Below are 16,999 nucleotides of genomic sequence, written 5' to 3' on the forward strand. Positions count from 1 at the left end.
TGCCCCTAGACCCCCTTTTCGGCCTGGACAGCCTCGTCCTCAAGGCGATATCGGGTGCCCCAAGGGGGAGGCCCCCACGAAATCCCCGCACACCCCTACCCCTCGCCACCTACCCATCAGTACATTGACGCCATGTCTAATACGACGAGCCGGAGCCGGTCCCCCCAACCGGAGCCCATAGCCGAGGAGCGCGTCCCGCTCAAAGCCCGCAAAGTCTCCTTCTCGTGGGAGGGCACCCCCCTCCACTGGGTCCCGGACGACCCCTTCACGACGCACACCATCAACGTCCTGCACCTCCTGCTCCCGGCGGGCGAACGCTGGTTCGTGCACGTCTACAAGCAAGTTCTGCCGTACATCACCGACGACCGCCTCCGCGAGGACGTCATCGGGTTCATCGGCCAGGAGGCCATGCACTCGCAGGCCCACGACGAGGTCCTGCCCCACCTGAGGGAGCAGGGCCTCGACCCCACCCCGTACACCGCCCAGGTCGACTGGCTCTTCGAGAAGCTGCTCGGCGACCGGACGCTCCCGCCGGGCAAGCCCCGCACATGGTGGCTGATGGAGCGCGTCGCGATGATCGCGGCCATCGAGCACTACACCGCCTTCCTCGGCAACTGGGTACTGAACGCCGAGGAGTTGGACCGGCGCGGGGCCGACCCCACCATGCTGGACCTGCTGCGCTGGCACGGGGCCGAGGAGGTCGAGCACCGGTCGGTCGCCTTCGAGCTCTTCATGCACGTCGACGGGGGCTACCGGCGCCGCGCCAGGACCTGGGCCACCGCCTTCACCGCCCTCGTCTTCCTCTGGCAGCGCGGCGCCCGCTTCTTCATGGAGAACGACCCGACGCTCGTCGACGGCAAGGCGAGCTTCAAGGACTTCTACCGGCGGGGGCGCGCGGGGACGCTGCCCACCACCGGGGCCATGATCCGCTCCATCCCCCGCTATCTGAGCCGGAGTTACCACCCCTCCCACGAAGGCAGCACCGAGCAGGCCGTCGCCTACCTCGCCTCCTCCCCCGCCGCCCGAGCCGCCGAGAAGGGTGCCGCCTGACATGCCCCGCCCCCGCATCCGCACCGTCCTCCTCGTCGCCACAGCCGCCCTCACCGCCCAACGCGTCAAACGGGCCATGCGGCGCCGCATCGACGGGTCCCCGCTGTGGCCGCTGCCCGCCCTGGAGGAGCCCGTCTCCGGGCGGCCCCGCTCGCGCGCGCTCACCCTCACCGTCGCGCGGCACGAGACGGTCGCCGAGGGAGTCGTCCAACTGCGCCTGGAAGGGGCGGACTTGCCGCCCTGGGAGCCGGGGGCCCACCTCGACCTCGTGCTGCCCTCGGGGCTCGTGCGGCAGTACTCCCTCTGCGGGGATCCGGAGGACCGGTCCTCCTACACCGTCGCCACCCGGCTCATCGGGACGGCCGAGGGCGGCCGTGGCGGCTCGCGCGAGGTGCATGAGGAGCTGCGGGCGGGCGCCGAGGTCGAGGTGCGCGGGCCGCGCAACCGGTTCCCGCTGGCCGACGCGCCCGCGTACGTCTTCGTGGCGGGCGGCATCGGGATCACCCCGGTCCTGGCCATGGTGCGGGCCGTCGAGGCCGCCGGGAAGGACTGGCGGCTGCTGTACTGCGGGCGCACCCGGGCCTCCATGCCCTTCCTCGAAGACGTGCGGAAGCTCGGCGGGGCGGCGGAGAGCCGCGTCACCGTCGTCACCGAGGACGAGAGCGGGCGGCCCGACCTCGACGACTACTTCGCCGTCACCCATGCCGTCGGTGCCGGCGTTTACGTGTGCGGGCCCGAAGGGCTCATGGACGCCGTCGCCGACGCCCTGCCCGACGGGTGCGCGCTGCACCTGGAGCGGTTCGCGCCGCACGCCTCGTCCCCCAAGTTCTCGACTTCGCTCGAACAGGGAGGTACCCCCTTCGGCAACACCGCCTTCGAGGTCGAACTGCGGCGCAGCAAGCGCACGGTGGCCGTCGCCGCGGACACCACGGTGCTCGCCGCGGTGCGCAAGGAGCTGCCCAACACCGCGTACTCCTGTGAGCAGGGCTTCTGCGGGACCTGCCAACAGCGCGTCCTGGAAGGTGAGATCGACCACCGTGACGAGCTCCTCACGGACGCGGAGCGTGGCGACGCGATGCTGATCTGTGTCTCCCGGGCCCGTGGCGAGCGGATCGTGCTCGACATGTGAGACGCGCGATCCGGAAAGCGAACGGGCCGAAGGACCTGGGCCGTTGGGCACCCGGCCGCTCTCGGTAAGGTGTTCGCATGACAACCGGGGTGCGCCGCAGGATGGGAGTCGAGGAGCGGCGGCAGCAGTTGATCGGGGTCGCGCTCGATCTGTTCAGCCACCGCTCTCCCGACGACGTCTCCATCGACGAGATAGCAGCGGCCGCGGGCATCTCGCGCCCGCTGGTCTACCACTACTTCCCCGGGAAGCTCAGCCTGTACGAGGCGGCGCTGCAGCGGGCGGCCGACGATCTCGCGGAGCGGTTCGTGGAGGCCCACGAAGGGCCGCTCGGCGCCCGGCTGCTGCGGGTCATGGAGCGGTTCCTGTCGTTCGTCGACGAGCACGGGCCCGGGTTCTCCGCGCTGATGCGGGGCGGACCGGCGGTGGGGTCCTCCACGACCAACGCGCTCATCGACTCCGTACGCCAGGCCGCCTACGTCCAGATCCTCGCCCACCTGGGCGTCGAGGATCCGCCGGCCCGGCTTGAGCTGGTCATCCGCTCCTGGATCTCGCTCGCCGAGTCGACGGCCCTGATCTGGCTGGACGGCCGCCGCATCCCGCGCGCCGAGCTGGAGCTCCAGCTGGTGCACGACTTCGCGGCGCTCACCGCGGTCAGCGCCGCGTACGACGAGGAGATGGCGGCCGTGCTGCGCCGCGTCCTGGCGGCGGAGCCCGCGGACGGGCCGTTCGCCGACCTGATCTCCCGCCTCTTCACGCTCGCCCCGCAGTCGGCCGCCACCCCCTGAGTCCCGGGGGGCTCGCGTCAGGCTTCCTGCGCGAACTTCCGGTAGGTGACGTCGAGTTCACGTACCTCGGCGGAGGCGTGCAGGGTGCGCCCCGGGGTCGGCTTCACATGATCCCGTACGAGTTCCAGGGCCGCCTCCGAGAGCCGCGCCCTGACCTCGGCGGGGCGGCCGGGCAGCAGCCCGATCACGAGGTGCACGACGTCGTGGCCGTCGGCCGCGGCACCCACGACGGTCGTGTCGGTGCGCACGAAGCGGGCCTTGCAGGCGTCGAGTGGGACGTTGTCGACCGTCTCGTTGAGCAGGGTGTGCAGGGCGAGCGCGAGGCCGCCGCGGTCGAAGGAGTCGGTGAGCTGCTCGGAGTAGTCGACGGTTATCTGCGGCATGGAGACCTCCCGCGTACGCGTGTGCGTGCCCGTGCGGGCACGCCTTACCGTGATCGTCATGACAGTACAGCTGGTGGTCCGCCGGGCGGACGAGAGAGATGTCACCACCCTCGTGGACCTCTTCGACGGGGCCGCGCGCTGGATGCTCGACCACGGCATCGAGCAGTGGCGCCCCGGTGAGCGGGACGCCGCGCACTTCCGCAAGCGGATCACCGCGGGTGAGGACGAGGTCTGGCTCGCCCACCACGGCGGGGCCGTCGCCGGTGCCTACGAGTTGTGGTGGTCCGACGAGGAGGCGTGGGGGCCGCAGCCGCCGGTCGCCGGGTATGTGCACCGGCTGATGACACACCGCGAGGCCCCGTCCGGGACCGGCCGACTGCTGCTCGCCGACGCCGAGCGGCGGATCCGGGACGCGGGGCGCGCCCTGTCCCGCCTGGACTGCGAGTCGACCAACCCGCGGCTGCGGGCGTACTACGAAGGAGCCGGGTACGCGGCCGTCGGCGAGCCGCAGAAGAAGGAGAACGGGGACCGGAAGTACAGCGTGATCCGCCTCGAAAAGCCGCTCGGCTAGCTCGACTTGTGCAGGCGCAGCGCCAACAGGGCGATGTCGTCGTCCCGTTCGTGCCCGAAGCAGTTCAGGAGCGTGTCGCACAGGTCGGTGACGCCGAGGGGGGCGTCGGCCGCCGCGGTGCGCAGGTGCTCCATGGAGACCGCGAGGTCGGTGCCGCGGTTCTCGATCAGCCCGTCGGTGACCATCAGGAGCCGGTCGGCGGCGGTGAGGGCCGTATCGGTGGGCGGCGGGCGGTCCAGGCCGAGGCCGAGCAGCGGTCCGCTCGCCTCGACGTAGCGGGCGTCGCCGGTGTCCTGGACCAGGAGCGGCGGGATGTGGCCCGCGTTCGCGACGCGGGCCCGGCCCGTGTCCGGGTCGATGAGGGCGAGGCAGAGCGTGGCCGTGGTGTCCGGGTGGTAGCGCTGCAGCATCCGGTCCAGGCGCCGGGCCAGGGCGCCCGGGTCGGAGTCGTCCAGGCAGTACGCGCGCAGCGCGTGGCGCAGCTCCACCATCACGGTCGCGGCGTCGAGGGAGTGGCCGACGACGTCGCCGATCGCGGTGAGCAGCCCGGCGTCGGTGGGCAGCACGGCGTAGAAGTCGCCGCCGATCTCCGTGTGCCGGGAGGCGGGGACGTAGCGGACGACGACCTCGGTGCCCGGCATCGGCGGCAACCTCGCGGGCAGGAAGCTGTGTTGGAGGGTCAGGGCGATGTGGCGTTCCTTCTCGTACATGAGCAGCGGCTCCGCGGCGAGAGCGGTGGCGTGGGCGAGCCGGTCGACGAGGGCGGCGGTGCCGGGGGCGGGTTCGGTGCCGTTCGCGGGGGTGGCGATGCAGACGGGGAAGCAGCCTTCGGCGGTGCGGGCGAGGGCGAGGCGGGCGTCGTCGGGGTCGGCGTGGTGGCCCGCGAGGTCCTCGGGGCGGAAGAAGCCGGGCGGCCACAGCGGGGCGGGCACGACGGTGGAGCGGATCCGGCCGCGCCCGGAGATGAAGCGGCGGACGAGGCGGGCGACGGCCTGGTGGGCCTCGTCGCCCGGCAGGGACGCCTCGGTGCGGCGCCGGGACAGGCCGTGGTGCAGGGCGCCGTCCGCGCCGGGCACGAAGACGACGGCGGGCCCGCCGGTGAGCCGCTCCGCGCCGACCGCGGCGACCTCGGCGAGCTCCCGCAGGCAGCGCGCGGTCTGCACCTCGATGACCGCCTCGGCGAGCAGCGTGAGCCGGCCCGCGTGGTCCTGGGCGGCGGTGCGGTCCCGGGCGCCGCGCGCCGCCGCCCGCACGACCGCCTGGATCTCTTCCGGTTCGGCGGGCACCGTCAGATATGCCTCGCCGCCCGAGTCGAGGCCCCGGCAGCGGTCGGCGGGCGCGAGGGACGCCGCCGAGAAGTGCACGACGGGCAGCGCGGCGGTGGCGGGCGACGCCTTCAGCCGGCGGCACAGCTCGTAGCCGTTCATGTCGGGCAGGCCGACGTCGACCAGGGCCACGTCCGGCAGTGCGCCGGTGCGCAGCCGCAGATCGAGCTGGATGAGCGCCTCGCCCGCGCTGGCGGCGAGCAGGACGCGGTGCCCGTCCCGCCGCAGGACGGCGCCCAGGGCGTATCGGCTGGCGGCGACGTCGTCGACCACCAGGACGGTCGTATCAGCCGTTGTGTCGACACTCACGCGTGCTGCCCCTCGGGCTGAGGGCGGGTCAGGCCCCCCTCGGGCCTGCTCGACCACGCTAAACCCTCCGCCCGCGCCCGGCGAGCGGTCCGGCGCGGCATCCCCCTTGTGGTGGGACAGCGGCGAACTCCCGTCACGCATGGCCCCCTTGACGGTAAGATCTGCTCTTTCCCCGGAACCCTCGTGACCTGCGCCGGGTGCGCGACGTTGACCGAACTGACCGGAATGTCTGCCTCCGCGCCGACAGATGCCTGTCTCCGTATCGACAGATACCTGTCTCCGCACCGACAGCAGTAAGGGACGTCATGACGCAGCACGCCACCGACGCACGCCCCACCTCGCACCCCGACCCGGCGGACACGCACCGGGAATGGTGGCGCGGCGCGGTCATCTACCAGGTGTACCCGCGCAGTTTCGCCGACGGGAACGGCGACGGCATGGGCGATCTGCCGGGCGTCACGGCCCGCCTGCCCCATCTGCGCGACCTGGGTGTGGACGCCGTGTGGCTCTCCCCTTTCTATGCCTCGCCGCAGGCCGACGCGGGCTATGACGTGGCCGACTACCGGGCCGTCGACCCGATGTTCGGCACCCTCACGGACGCCGACGACCTGATCCGCCGGGCCCACTCCCTGGGTCTGCGCGTCATCGTGGACCTGGTGCCCAACCACTGTTCGGACCAGCACGAGTGGTTCAAGGAGGCGCTGCGCGAGGGCCCCGGCTCGCCGCTGCGCGACCGCTTCCACTTCCGCCCCGGGCGCGGCCCCGACGGCGAACTCCCGCCCAACGACTGGGAGTCGGTCTTCACCGGCTCCGCCTGGACGAGGGTCACCGACGGCGCCTGGTACCTCCACCTCTTCGCCCCCGAGCAGCCCGACTTCAACTGGGAACACCCCGCCGTCCGCGAGGAGTTCCGCTCCGTCCTGCGCTTCTGGCTCGACCTCGGGGTGGACGGCTTCCGCGTCGACGTGGCGCACGGCCTGGTCAAGGCGGCCGGCCTGCCGGACGTCGGCCACGGCGAGCAGGTCAAGCTCCTCGGCAGCGAGGCCGTGCCCTACTTCGACCAGGACGGCGTGCACGAGATCTACCGCGACTGGCGCACGATCCTCGACGCGTACGCCGAAGGGGAGGACGGCGCGCGCATCGCCGTCGCCGAGGCATGGACGCCGACCGTGGAGCGCAGCGCCCGCTATCTGCGCCCCGGCGAGCTGCACCAGGCGTTCAACTTCGCCTATCTGACGACACGTTGGGACGCGGCGGAGCTGCGCGCCGTCATCGACCGCTCCCTGGACGCGATGGCCGCCGTGGCCGCGCCCGCCACCTGGGTGCTCTCCAACCACGACGTGGTCCGGCACACCACGCGCCTCGCGGACGACGGGGCGTGCGGCCTGCGCCGGGCCCGCGCCGCGACCCTCCTCATGCTGGCGCTGCCCGGCTCCGCCTACCTCTACCAGGGCGAGGAGCTGGGCCTGCCCGAGGTGACGGACCTGCCGGACGAGGTGCGCCAGGACCCGGCGTTCTTCCGCGGCTCGGGCCAGGACGGCACCCGCGACGGCTGCCGGGTCCCGCTGCCCTGGTCCGGGCAGCACCCGCCCTTCGGCTTCGGCCCCGTTCCCGGGGGCCCGTCCTGGCTCCCGCAGCCCGCGTCCTGGAAGACCCTGACCGTCGAGGCCCAGGAGGGCGACCCGGACTCCACGCTGGAGCTGTACCGCGCGGCCCTCGCCCTGCGCCGCGCCGACGGGGCCCTGGGCGCGGGCACGGGCGTGGAGTGGCTGGACAGCCCCGAGGGCGTCCTGTCCTTCCGCCGTACGGGTTCCGGGGACGGCGACGGGGACGCCGGTACGGGTTCCGGGGGCGCCGTCGTCTGCACGGTGAACCTGACCGGCGCCGACGTCACGCTGCCCACCCCGGGCCGCCTCCTGCTCGCCAGCGCACGGCTGCAGCCCGGCGACCGCGAGACGGTCCTGCCCGCCGATACGACGGCGTGGTGGGCCGACCTGTAGGGTCCGGTCCCGTGACCGCACGGCTGGCCGACATCGCTGCGCAGGCGGGGGTCAGCGAAGCGACGGTCAGCCGCGTGCTCAACGGCAAGCCGGGCGTCTCCGCGGCCACCCGCCAGTCCGTGCTTGCCGCGCTCGACCTGCTCGGCTACGAGCGTCCGGTGCGGCTCCGGCAGCGCAGCGCGGGCCTGGTCGGGCTGATCACGCCCGAGCTGGAGAACCCGATATTCCCGGCGCTCGCCCAGGTCATCGGGCAAGCCCTCACCCGGCAGGGGTATACGCCGGTGCTCGCCACCCAGACCCCGGGCGGGTCCACGGAGGACGAGCTGACCGAGATGCTGGTCGACCGGGGCGTCGCCGGGATCATCTTCGTCTCGGGGCTGCACGCGGACACCACCGCCGACATGGAGCGCTACGAGCGGTTGCGCGCTCAAGGGGTGCCGTTCGTCCTCGTCGACGGCTTCTCGCCCGAGGTGCGCGCGCCGTTCATCTCCCCCGACGACCGGGCGGCGATGCGGCTCGCGGTCACCCATCTCGTCTCCCTCGGTCATACGCGCATCGGGCTCGCCCTCGGCCCGAAGCGGTTCGTGCCCGTACAGCGGAAGATCGAGGGCTTCGTACGCACGGTGCGGGACCAGCTGGGCCTGGCAGCCGCTGACATCGAGGTACGTCTCGTACAGCATTCGCTGTACACGCTGGAGGGCGGTCAGGCGGCGGCCTCGGCGCTCCTGGACCGCGGCTGCACGGCCGTCGTGTGCGCCAGCGACATGATGGCGCTGGGGGCGGTGCGGGCGGCGCGGCAGCGGGGTCTGGAGGTTCCGGACGACGTCTCGGTGGTGGGATTCGACGACTCTGTGCTGATCGCCTTCACGGATCCGCCCCTGACGACGGTGCGCAAGCCGGTGCCCGCGATGGGCCAGGCGGCGGTGCGCACCTTGCTGGAGGAAATCGCGGGAACGCCCGCGCCGCAGAGCGAATTCGTCTTCATGCCGGAGCTGGTCGTCCGGGGTTCAACTGCCTCGGCCCCCACGGGACCGAATCGTCCGCAGGACGTAGAGAATGCGCAGTGAACCCAACCAAGGGATGATCGGTCGAAGGGTGGGGATCTGGCAGACTCTGTCCACATGGGTGAGATGACTGTGACGACACTGGAAGGCCAGGAGCGGCCCCCCAACTCACCCGTAGCGGGCGAGGAGCCACGGGGCCGTGACGGCCGCGCGCTGCTGCGCAGACTGCGCACTCCACGCCGTCCGCGCCTCTGGTTCGAGATCCTGCTGATCGCGGTGAGTTACTGGACGTACTCGCTGATCCGCAACGCGGTCCCGGAGCAGAAGGCCCAGGCCCTGAAGAACGCGGACTGGATCTGGCAGGCCGAGCAGCACCTCGGCATCGCGGTGGAGCAGTCCGTCAACCACGCGGTGAATTCGGTGACATGGCTGATCACCGGCATGAACTACTACTACGCGACACTGCACTTCGTCGTCACGCTCGGCGTCCTCGTCTGGCTGTTCCGCTCCCACCCGGGGCGGTACGCGGCGACGCGCCTGGTGCTCTTCGCGACCACGGCGGTCGCGCTCCTCGGCTACTACCTGTATCCGCTGGCGCCGCCCCGCCTGATGAACGGGCAGGACTTCATCGACACGGTCGTCGTCCACCACACCTGGGGCTCCATGGCCTCCGGCGACCTGAAGAACATGTCGAACCAGTACGCGGCGATGCCGTCCATGCACATCGGCTGGTCCCTGTGGTGCGGGCTCACGATCTTCGCGCTCGCGTCGGTGCCGTGGGCGCGGGTGCTCGGGCTGCTCTACCCGGCCGCGACGCTGATCGTCATCGTCGCGACCGCGAACCACTTCTGGCTGGACGCGGTGGGCGGGGTGCTCTGCCTGACCTTCGGCTTCCTGGTGGCGCGGCTCTGGTACGGGCATCTGCCGTACGCGCTCCCGAAGCACGTCGAGCCCGTCCGGCAGGCGAAGCCCCGTAAGCCCGCCTACGCTCCGTAGAAGCGCTCCTCCACCACGGCCCGCGCCCTGCGCGTGATGCGCCGGTAGTCGTCGAGCATGTCCCCGATGTGCCCCGCGTCGTACCCGAGGTAGCGGCCGACGGCGCCCAACTCCCGTACGTCCGAGGGGAACGTGTCGCCCGCGCGGCCGCGCACCAGCATCACCGCGTTGCGCACCCGGGTGGCCAGGACCCATGCCTCGTCCAGGGTCGCGGCGTCCTCGGTGGGGATGAGCCCGGCCGCGCAGGCCGCCGCGAGGGCCTCGCGGGTGCGGGTGGTGCGCAGGCCCGGCTCGGCCCAGGCGTGCTGGAGCTGGAGCAGCTGCACCGTCCACTCGACGTCGGAGAGGCCGCCCCGGCCCAGCTTGGTGTGCAGGGTGGGGTCGGCGCCGCGCGGCATCCGCTCGGACTCCATGCGGGCCTTGAGGCGGCGGATCTCGCGGACCGCGTCCTCGCCGAGGCCCTCCGCCGGGTAGCGCAGCGGGTCGATCAGCTCGGTGAAGCGGCGGCCGAGGTCCTGGTCGCCCGCGACGGGTTCGGCGCGCAGCAGCGCCTGGGACTCCCATACGAGGGACCAGCGGCGGTAGTACGCCTCGTACGACTTGAGGGTGCGCACCAGCGGGCCCGACTTGCCCTCGGGGCGCAGGTCGGCGTCGATGAGGAGCGGCGGGTCGGCGCTGGGCAGGGCGAGCAGGCGGCGCATCTCGGCGACGACGGTGGCGGCGGCGCGCGCGGCCTCCTGTTCGTCGGCGCCCTCGCGGGGCTCGTGGACGAACAGGACGTCGGCGTCGGAGCCGTAGCCCAGTTCGTGGCCGCCGAAGCGGCCCATGCCGATGACGGTGAAGCGGGTGGGCAGGGTGTCGCCCCAGCCGTCCCGTACGACCGCGCGCAGCGTGCCCGCGATGGTGGCCGCCGTCAGGTCGGAGACGGCGCCGCCGACCCGGTCGACCAGGGCTCCCTGGTCCCCCTCGGCGGGGCTGTCCTCGGTGCCGTACGAGCCGATGATGTCGGCGGCGGCGGTGCGGAACAGCTCGCGGCGGCGGACGCCACGGGCGGCCGTGACGGCCTGTTCGGCGCCGTCGGCCCGGCCCACCGCGGCCAGGACCTCCTGGGTGAGCGGGGCGGCGTCGCGGGCCTCCAGGCCACGGGGGTCGCCGAGCAGGGCGACGGCTTCGGGGGCGCGCAGGAGCAGGTCGGGGGCGAGGCGGCCGGCGGACAGGACGCGGGCGAGGTTCTCGGCGGCGGCGCCCTCGTCGCGCAACAGGCGCAGGTACCAGGGGGTCTTGCCGAGCGCGTCGGACACCTTGCGGAAGCCGAGGAGGCCCGCGTCCGGGTCGGCGGAGTCGGCGAACCAGCCGAGCAGGACGGGCAGCAGGGTGCGCTGGATGGCGGCCTTGCGGGTCACTCCGGAGGCGAGGGCCTCCAGGTGGCGCAGGGCGGCGGCGGGGTCCGCGTAGCCGAGCGCGACCAGGCGTTCGCGGGCGGCGTCGGTGCTCAACCGGGTCTCGCCGGGGGCAAGTTGGGCGACGGCGTCGAGCAGCGGCCGGTAGAAGAGCTTCTCGTGCAGCCGGCGCACGACGGAGGTGTGCCGCTTCCACTCGCGGCCCAGGTCCGTGATGGGCTCGGTGCGCATGCCCAGGGAGCGGCCGAGGCGGCGCAGGTCGGCGTCGTCCTCCGGCACCAGGTGGGTGCGGCGCAGCCGGTAGAGCTGGATGCGGTGTTCGAGGGAGCGCAGGAAGCGGTAGGCGTCGTCGAGCTGGGAGGCGTCGACGCGGCCCACGTACCCGCCCGCGGCGAGCGCGTCGAGGGCCACGAGGGTGGAGCCGCTGCGCAGGCTCTGGTCGCTGCGGCCGTGCACCAACTGCAGCATCTGGACGGCGAATTCGACGTCGCGCAGCCCGCCGGGCCCGAGCTTGAGCTCCCTGTCGACCTCGCCCGCGGGGATGTTCTCGACGACTCTGCGGCGCATCTTCTGCACGTCGGCGACGAAGTTCTCGCGCTCGGCGGCCTGCCAGACGAGCGGGCCGATCGTGTCGACGTACTCCTGTCCGAGCTCCGCGTCCCCGGCGACCGGGCGGGCCTTGAGGAGGGCCTGGAACTCCCAGGTCTTGGCCCAGCGCTGGTAGTACGCGAGGTGACTGCTCAGGGTCCGCACCAGGGGGCCGTTGCGGCCCTCGGGGCGGAGGTTGGCGTCGACGGGCCAGATGGTGCCCTCGATGTTCGTCTCGGAGCAGATCCGCATCATGTGCGAGGCGAGCCGGGTGGCGGCCTGGATCGCCTTGCCCTCGTCGGCGCCGGCCGCCCCCTCGGCGGGCTCCGCGACGAAGATGACGTCGACGTCCGAGACGTAATTCAGCTCGTGGCCCCCGCACTTGCCCATCGCGATGACGGCGAGGCGGCACTGTGCGGCGTCGGCGGGCGCCGCCTTCTCGGCCTGTGCGAGCGCGGCCCGCAGCGTCGCCGTCGCCAGGTCCGCGAGCTCGGCGGCGGCCTCGGCGACGTCGGTGGTGCCGCACACGTCGCGGGCCGCTATGGCGAGCAGACAGCGGCGGTAGGCGACGCGCAGCGAGACCGGGTCGGTGGCCTCGGCGAGCCCGGCCTCGAACTCCTCGACGCCGGGGTGCAGATCGGCCGACTCGTACGTGACCAGGGCCCGCCAGTCCCGGGGGTGCCGGGCGAGGTGGTCGGCGAGGGCCTCGGAGGCGCCGAGCACGCCGAGCAGCCGGTCGCGCAGGGGCTTGGCGGTGACGAGGGTGTCGAGCAGCTCGCGGCGGCCGGTGTCACCGCCGGTCTCCTGCTCCGCCTCGACGAGGCGGACCAGGCCGAGCAGCGCCAGGTCCGGGTCGGCGGTGGCGCCGAGCGCGTCGAGGAGCAGCGGGTCGGAGCGGACTTGGGCGAGCGCGGGCACGTCGAGGAGCCGCTCCGCCGCCGAGGGGTCGGTGAAGCCATGCCGGAGGAGCCTCGTGAACGTGCTGCTTCTCCGGCCCTGCGGCACCGTCATTCCGCGCCTCCGTTCGATCATTCCTGGGCCTGAGCCTACCGAGAGCGGCACCAAAGGGCTCCGCATGTATCACCGCTCGGGACGGTGCGCCCTCCCTCCCGTCTCCCCTGGGGTTCACCCGATCTTCGTGGCTGGTTACGTTGGGAGAGTTCGCGCGCCCCCTCGGCAGTGCTGACGTGCGCCCCCGCTACGGGCTTGCCTCATACCCGCTTTGGTCTGGTTGCCCATTTGCCATGTGAATTGCGAGGATCGTGCGTGCACAGCTCGTACCACCTGGGGGAACCACTCGATGACGACGAATCCACACACCGTCGCCGACCAAGCCGACCAAGCCGACCAAGCCGGAGAGTCTGTTCTCGACTCGTGTGGGCCTTTGCCCTATCGGTCGTCATCCCTCCTCGAACGCGTCCTGGGGCTCCTCTCCCCCCTCGCCGTCTTCGCCGCCCTGTGGTGGGCCGCCGAGCAGCGCGTGCCGCTCGTGGTCGCGATCCCCGTCTCCCTGGCCGCCCTGGCCCTCATCGCCGGGTGGATCTGCTTCCACCGCCTGCAGGAGTCGCGGGCTCCCCACACCCGCCTCGAGAACCTCATGGGAAGCGCGGCCGCCATCACGCTCGGGCTTCCCGCCGGAAACACCCTGTGGGACACCCCTGACAACACCGTCGGCATCGTCGTTCCGGCCGCCGTCCCCGCCCTCGCCCTGCTCGTCCACCTCGTCTCCCGCTGGCGGGCCTGAGGAGCCAGGGAAGCTGGGGGAAGTCAGGGAAAGTCCAGTTCCGTCCGGGCACGCGGCCGTGCAGCGCCGCGTTGTTCGCCAGCTCGGCCACGATGTGCTCCGCCGTCTCGAACGGCCGCTCCCACTCGATGAGTTGCTGCACCGCCAGGCGTCGGGCCAGGCGGGCGCCTCTTGGCGTTGCCGAGAGCAGGATCGTGAAGTGGCGGAAGATGGTGGGGGGTTGGGCGGTCTCTGAGTTCACGTCACTCAGCGTGGTCGGGCACGACTGCCCTGAACAGCAGTGACACCTGTGCGTACAGGGGTTGTCCGGTCGTTGTCCTGGCTTGTCCCGGCTGTCCTGCGTGTCGCGGGGGTACGGGTGCGCGTTGGGCACGTACGGGACTTCGGGAGGGTGGCGCGCATGGGCCAGGGCCAGGGCGAGAGTGAGCTGGGTTGGGACGTCGAGCCGGGAGATGAGCTCGACCCGGCCGTGGAGGCGCTGGGTCATCAGCAGAAGCGGTGGCGGGAGGCGGCGGGTCTGAGCGTCGTCGAATTCGCCGAGTTGATGGGGTACGGCGAGGATCAGATCCGCAAGGTAGAGCGGGGGGCGCGGATTCCCCGGCCCGAGTACCTGGACAAGGCGGAGGAGGTGCTGGGCGCGGGCGGGTTCATCACCGCGATGAAGGGGGACCTGGCCAAGGCCCGGTACCCCAAGAAGGTACGGGAGTTGGCCAAGCTGGAGGAGCGGGCGGTCGAGCTCTCGCTGTACAGCAAGAACAGCATCCACGGGTTGCTGCAGACGCGAGAGTACGCGACTGCACTGTTTGGCATGCGGCGCCCCTCGTACCCGCAGGACGAAGTCGAGCGCGGGGCGGCCGCACGTATGGACCGACAGAGCATCTTCGAGCGCTCACCGGCCCCCGAACTCAGCTTTATCCAGGAAGAGATGACGCTCCGAAGCCCGCTCGGAGGGAGAATGGTGCTGCGCCGACAGCTCGAACGACTGCTAGAGGTAGGGCAGTTGCGGAACGTCGAGATTCAAGTGATGCCCATCAGCCTCGAAGAGCACGCCGGTGTGGACGGAGGGATCGAGCTCCTGAAGTTCGAAGACGGCACAGCGGTAGGGCGCTCGGATGGGGCGTTCAACGGCCTACCCGTCCATGACCCGAAGCGACTCCGAATCCTCGAACTGCGGTATGGCATCATCCGGGCACAGGCTCTCGCGCCACGAGAGTCGCTGGCCTTCATCGAGCAAGTGCTGGGAGAACTATGACCCGCAAGCCCACTGCCGAGGACGCTACCGAACTGGCGTGGTTCAAGAGCAGTTACAGCAGCGGCAGCGAAAGCGACAGCTGCGTAGAGGTCGCGCTTGAGTGGCGTAAGAGCTCCTACAGCAGCAGCAGCGACGGCAACGACTGCGTCGAGGTGGCCGTCGCCCCCGGCACCATCCACATCCGCGACTCCAAAGACACAACCCGCCCCCACCTCGCCATCGACCCCAACTCCTGGCTCGACTTCGTAAGGTACGCATCCAACAGCTGAACCCTCCCGCCTGCGGACGAAGGGAACCCGCTCCATGGACATGACCCTCGAAGTGATTCTGCTGCCCGTCTCGGACGTAGATCGGGCCAAGGACTTCTACGTGAACAAGGTCGGCTTCCACGCCGACATCGACGGGGAGGTCATGCCGGGCCTGCGCATCGTGCAGCTGACCCCGCCCGGTTCGGGGTGTTCCGTCGCGCTGGTGGAGGGCGCCCTGCCCGGGCAGGAGAATCCGCCGGCGCCCGGGTCCTACCAGGGGCTCCAGCTCTGCGTCGCCGACGCGAAGGCCGCGCACGCGGAGCTGACCGCGCGGGGGCTCGAGGTCAGTGAGCCCGTGGCCTTCACGCCGGACGACGGGGCGACCTTCATGTACTTCAAGGACCCGGACGGCAACGGCTGGTCCGTCCAGGAGTACCGCGTCCGCGCGACGAAGCCGCTGCACCAACTGCTGGCCGAGCAGGCGCGCTCCTAAGGGGCGCGGGGAACTGCGCGGCCGGACAGAGACAAAGCCGCAGACGCGTCCGCACCGAACCGGGCGGACGCGTCTGCGGCTTCTGCTTTCACACGCCGTTACAGCACCGGCAGGTTCTTGCGGAGCTCGAAGGCCGTGACCTCGGAGCGGTACTCTTCCCACTCCTGCTTCTTGTTGCGCAGGAAGAAGTCGTAGACGTGCTCGCCGAGCGTCTCCGCGACCAGTTCGCTGCGCTCCATCAGGGAGATCGCCTCGCCCAGGTTCTGCGGGAGGGGCTCGATGCCCATCGCGCGGCGCTCGGCGTCCGAGAGAGCCCAGACGTCGTCGTCCGCGCCCGGTGGGAGCTCGTAACCCTCTTCGATGCCCTTGAGGCCCGCCGCCAGCAGCACCGCGTACGTCAGGTACGGGTTCGCGCCCGAGTCGATGGAGCGGACCTCGACGCGGGCCGAGCCCGTCTTGCCGGGCTTGTACATGGGGACGCGGATCAGGGCGCTGCGGTTGTTGTGGCCCCAGCAGATGTAGGAGGGGGCCTCGCCGCCTGCGCCTGCCGTGCGCTCGGAGCCGCCCCAGATGCGCTTGTAGGAGTTGACCCACTGGTTGGTGACGGCGGAGATCTCCGCCGCGTGCTTCAGCAGACCGGCGATGAAGGAGCGGCCGACCTTGGAGAGCTGGTACTCCGCGCCCGACTCGTAGAAGGCGTTCCTGTCGCCCTCGAAGAGGGAGAGGTGCGTGTGCATGCCTGAGCCCGGGTACTCCGAGAACGGCTTCGGCATGAACGTCGCCTGGACGCCCTGCTCCAGGGCCACCTGCTTCATGACCAGGCGGAACGTCATGATGTTGTCCGCCGTCGAGAGGGCGTCGGCGTAGCGGAGGTCGATCTCCTGCTGGCCGGGGGCGCCCTCGTGGTGGCTGAACTCGACCGAGATGCCCATCGATTCCAGCATGGTGATCGCCTGGCGGCGGAAGTCCATGCCGACGTGCTGCGGGGTGTGGTCGAAGTAGCCGGAGGTGTCGGCGGGGACCGGGGTGCTGCCGTCGAGGGGCTTGTCCTTGAGCAGGAAGAACTCGATCTCGGGGTGGGTGTAGAAGGTGAAGCCGAGGTCGGAGGTCTTGGCCAGGGCCCGCTTGAGGACGTAGCGGGGGTCGGCGAAGGACGGGGAGCCGTCCGGCATGAGGATGTCGCAGAACATGCGGGCGGTGCCGGGGGCCTCCGCGCGCCAGGGCAGGACCTGGAAGGTGCCGGGGTCCGGCTTGGCGATCATGTCGGACTCGTAGACCCGGGCGAAGCCCTCGATCGCCGAGCCGTCGAAGCCGATGCCCTCGTCAAAAGCCTGTTCCAGCTCGGCGGGGGCCACGGCCACGGACTTCAGGAAGCCCAGGACGTCCGTGAACCACAGACGCACGAACCGGATGTCGCGCTCCTCCAACGTCCTGAGCACGAACTCCTGCTGCTTGTCCATCTTCCGCTTCCACCCATCCTTGCTGGTCAGGCCGCTTGCCTCCACGCGCGACAGAGACACCGTCCGGGACACCCGAAGCATCCCATCCCGCCGTTTCACGCACGTTGCGGAGGCCGGCGGACCTCGATCGGCTCCCCCAGTGCACATACTGCCTGCCGACCTGCGCCCCTGACGACCCGACCCGTCCCCTTACCCGCGCTCACCTCTTAAATTTGCATCTCAGATGCCAGTTTCATACGGTACGGATCAGACATGGGGTGCC

At 71.4% G+C, this 16,999-nt stretch carries 15 protein-coding genes; 11 read left to right on the forward strand and 4 right to left on the reverse strand.

Annotation, left to right across the window (positions count from 1 at the left end):
- The first annotated feature begins 132 nt into the window (after positions 1 to 132).
- From ACFWYM_RS17715 to ACFWYM_RS17725, 3 genes are all read left to right on the forward strand, one after another.
- The gene (locus tag ACFWYM_RS17715; protein ID WP_384837197.1) at positions 133 to 1,050 is read left to right on the forward strand and encodes a metal-dependent hydrolase; all 918 of its coding nucleotides are present in this window, start codon (positions 133 to 135) and stop codon (positions 1,048 to 1,050) included.
- Position 1,051: 1 nt separating this feature from the next.
- Positions 1,052 to 2,179: a PDR/VanB family oxidoreductase gene (locus tag ACFWYM_RS17720; RefSeq protein ID WP_384837200.1), complete on the forward strand. Its 1,128-nt coding sequence runs from the start codon at positions 1,052 to 1,054 to the stop codon at positions 2,177 to 2,179.
- Positions 2,180 to 2,256: 77 nt separating this feature from the next.
- On the forward strand, positions 2,257 to 2,964 hold the full coding sequence (locus ACFWYM_RS17725; RefSeq protein WP_384837203.1) for a TetR/AcrR family transcriptional regulator: 708 nt from the start codon (positions 2,257 to 2,259) through the stop codon (positions 2,962 to 2,964).
- A gap of 17 nt (positions 2,965 to 2,981) precedes the next feature.
- Here ACFWYM_RS17725 and ACFWYM_RS17730 read toward each other — a convergent pair whose 3' ends face one another.
- The gene (locus ACFWYM_RS17730) at positions 2,982 to 3,347 is read right to left on the reverse strand and encodes a 5-carboxymethyl-2-hydroxymuconate Delta-isomerase (protein WP_384837205.1); all 366 of its coding nucleotides are present in this window, start codon (positions 3,345 to 3,347) and stop codon (positions 2,982 to 2,984) included.
- A 58-nt stretch (positions 3,348 to 3,405) separates the two neighbouring features.
- Here ACFWYM_RS17730 and ACFWYM_RS17735 point away from each other — a divergent pair, with 58 nt between their 5' ends.
- Entirely contained in the window at positions 3,406 to 3,918 is a 513-nt protein-coding gene (locus tag ACFWYM_RS17735; RefSeq protein WP_384837208.1) for a GNAT family N-acetyltransferase, read from the forward strand.
- Here ACFWYM_RS17735 and ACFWYM_RS17740 read toward each other — a convergent pair.
- On the reverse strand, positions 3,915 to 5,552 hold the full coding sequence (locus ACFWYM_RS17740) for a SpoIIE family protein phosphatase (protein ID WP_384837211.1): 1,638 nt from the start codon (positions 5,550 to 5,552) through the stop codon (positions 3,915 to 3,917). The two genes, ACFWYM_RS17735 and ACFWYM_RS17740, sit on opposite strands and share 4 nt — an antisense overlap.
- A gap of 305 nt (positions 5,553 to 5,857) precedes the next feature.
- On the opposite strand from ACFWYM_RS17740, the gene ACFWYM_RS17745 reads away from it, so the two are divergent.
- Genes ACFWYM_RS17745 through ACFWYM_RS17755 form a run of 3 tightly spaced genes read left to right on the forward strand, consistent with a single transcriptional unit; the run spans position 5,858 to position 9,552 of the window.
- The gene (locus ACFWYM_RS17745; protein WP_384837214.1) at positions 5,858 to 7,552 is read left to right on the forward strand and encodes an alpha-amylase family glycosyl hydrolase; all 1,695 of its coding nucleotides are present in this window, start codon (positions 5,858 to 5,860) and stop codon (positions 7,550 to 7,552) included.
- Positions 7,553 to 7,563: 11 nt separating this feature from the next.
- Positions 7,564 to 8,619, forward strand: coding sequence for a LacI family DNA-binding transcriptional regulator (locus ACFWYM_RS17750; RefSeq protein WP_384837217.1), 1,056 nt, complete (start codon positions 7,564 to 7,566; stop codon positions 8,617 to 8,619).
- Positions 8,620 to 8,673: 54 nt separating this feature from the next.
- Positions 8,674 to 9,552 carry a phosphatase PAP2 family protein gene (locus ACFWYM_RS17755; protein ID WP_384837220.1) on the forward strand — a complete coding sequence of 293 codons (879 nt, stop codon included), beginning with the start codon at positions 8,674 to 8,676 and terminating at the stop codon, positions 9,550 to 9,552.
- Here ACFWYM_RS17755 and ACFWYM_RS17760 read toward each other — a convergent pair.
- Positions 9,540 to 12,551 carry a bifunctional [glutamine synthetase] adenylyltransferase/[glutamine synthetase]-adenylyl-L-tyrosine phosphorylase gene (locus ACFWYM_RS17760; protein WP_384837223.1) on the reverse strand — a complete coding sequence of 1,004 codons (3,012 nt, stop codon included), beginning with the start codon at positions 12,549 to 12,551 and terminating at the stop codon, positions 9,540 to 9,542. The genes ACFWYM_RS17755 and ACFWYM_RS17760 overlap by 13 nt on opposite strands.
- Before the next feature lie 373 nt (positions 12,552 to 12,924).
- On the opposite strand from ACFWYM_RS17760, the gene ACFWYM_RS17765 reads away from it, so the two are divergent.
- The 4 genes from ACFWYM_RS17765 to ACFWYM_RS17780 all read left to right on the forward strand — a co-directional run bounded on the left by ACFWYM_RS17765 (position 12,925) and on the right by ACFWYM_RS17780 (position 15,277).
- On the forward strand, positions 12,925 to 13,284 hold the full coding sequence (locus ACFWYM_RS17765) for a hypothetical protein (protein ID WP_384837226.1): 360 nt from the start codon (positions 12,925 to 12,927) through the stop codon (positions 13,282 to 13,284).
- A gap of 400 nt (positions 13,285 to 13,684) precedes the next feature.
- Positions 13,685 to 14,536 (forward strand): helix-turn-helix transcriptional regulator, encoded by an 852-nt coding sequence (locus ACFWYM_RS17770; protein WP_384837229.1) that lies wholly within the window; start codon positions 13,685 to 13,687, stop codon positions 14,534 to 14,536.
- A complete protein-coding gene (locus ACFWYM_RS17775; RefSeq protein WP_384837231.1) occupies positions 14,533 to 14,805 on the forward strand; it encodes a DUF397 domain-containing protein in 273 nt (90 codons plus the stop codon). Before ACFWYM_RS17770 ends, ACFWYM_RS17775 begins: the two co-directional genes overlap by 4 nt.
- 34 nt (positions 14,806 to 14,839) lie before the next feature.
- Positions 14,840 to 15,277: a VOC family protein gene (locus tag ACFWYM_RS17780; protein ID WP_384837234.1), complete on the forward strand. Its 438-nt coding sequence runs from the start codon at positions 14,840 to 14,842 to the stop codon at positions 15,275 to 15,277.
- Positions 15,278 to 15,375: 98 nt separating this feature from the next.
- On the opposite strand, the gene ACFWYM_RS17785 is transcribed toward ACFWYM_RS17780, so the two are convergent.
- Positions 15,376 to 16,737, reverse strand: coding sequence for a glutamine synthetase family protein (locus tag ACFWYM_RS17785; protein WP_384837237.1), 1,362 nt, complete (start codon positions 16,735 to 16,737; stop codon positions 15,376 to 15,378).
- Positions 16,738 to 16,999: the final 262 nt, after the last annotated feature.

Origin of the sequence: Streptomyces sp. NPDC059009 (genome assembly GCF_042740175.1) — a bacterium.
GTDB lineage: Bacteria > Actinomycetota > Actinomycetes > Streptomycetales > Streptomycetaceae > Streptomyces.

Bases quoted from the DNA above. Each gene is read 5' to 3' on its own strand.
- ACFWYM_RS17715 (WP_384837197.1), top strand. From the start codon at position 133: ATGTCTAATACGACGAGCCGGAGCCGGTCCCCCCAACCGGAGCCCATA.
- ACFWYM_RS17720 (WP_384837200.1), top strand. From the start codon at position 1,052: ATGCCCCGCCCCCGCATCCGCACCGTCCTCCTCGTCGCCACAGCCGCC.
- ACFWYM_RS17725 (WP_384837203.1), top strand. From the start codon at position 2,257: ATGACAACCGGGGTGCGCCGCAGGATGGGAGTCGAGGAGCGGCGGCAG.
- ACFWYM_RS17730 (WP_384837205.1), bottom strand. From the start codon at position 3,347: ATGCCGCAGATAACCGTCGACTACTCCGAGCAGCTCACCGACTCCTTC.
- ACFWYM_RS17735 (WP_384837208.1), top strand. From the start codon at position 3,406: ATGACAGTACAGCTGGTGGTCCGCCGGGCGGACGAGAGAGATGTCACC.
- ACFWYM_RS17745 (WP_384837214.1), top strand. From the start codon at position 5,858: ATGACGCAGCACGCCACCGACGCACGCCCCACCTCGCACCCCGACCCG.
- ACFWYM_RS17755 (WP_384837220.1), top strand. From the start codon at position 8,674: ATGGGTGAGATGACTGTGACGACACTGGAAGGCCAGGAGCGGCCCCCC.
- ACFWYM_RS17760 (WP_384837223.1), bottom strand. From the start codon at position 12,551: ATGACGGTGCCGCAGGGCCGGAGAAGCAGCACGTTCACGAGGCTCCTC.
- ACFWYM_RS17770 (WP_384837229.1), top strand. From the start codon at position 13,685: ATGGGCCAGGGCCAGGGCGAGAGTGAGCTGGGTTGGGACGTCGAGCCG.
- ACFWYM_RS17775 (WP_384837231.1), top strand. From the start codon at position 14,533: ATGACCCGCAAGCCCACTGCCGAGGACGCTACCGAACTGGCGTGGTTC.
- ACFWYM_RS17780 (WP_384837234.1), top strand. From the start codon at position 14,840: ATGGACATGACCCTCGAAGTGATTCTGCTGCCCGTCTCGGACGTAGAT.
- ACFWYM_RS17785 (WP_384837237.1), bottom strand. From the start codon at position 16,737: ATGGACAAGCAGCAGGAGTTCGTGCTCAGGACGTTGGAGGAGCGCGAC.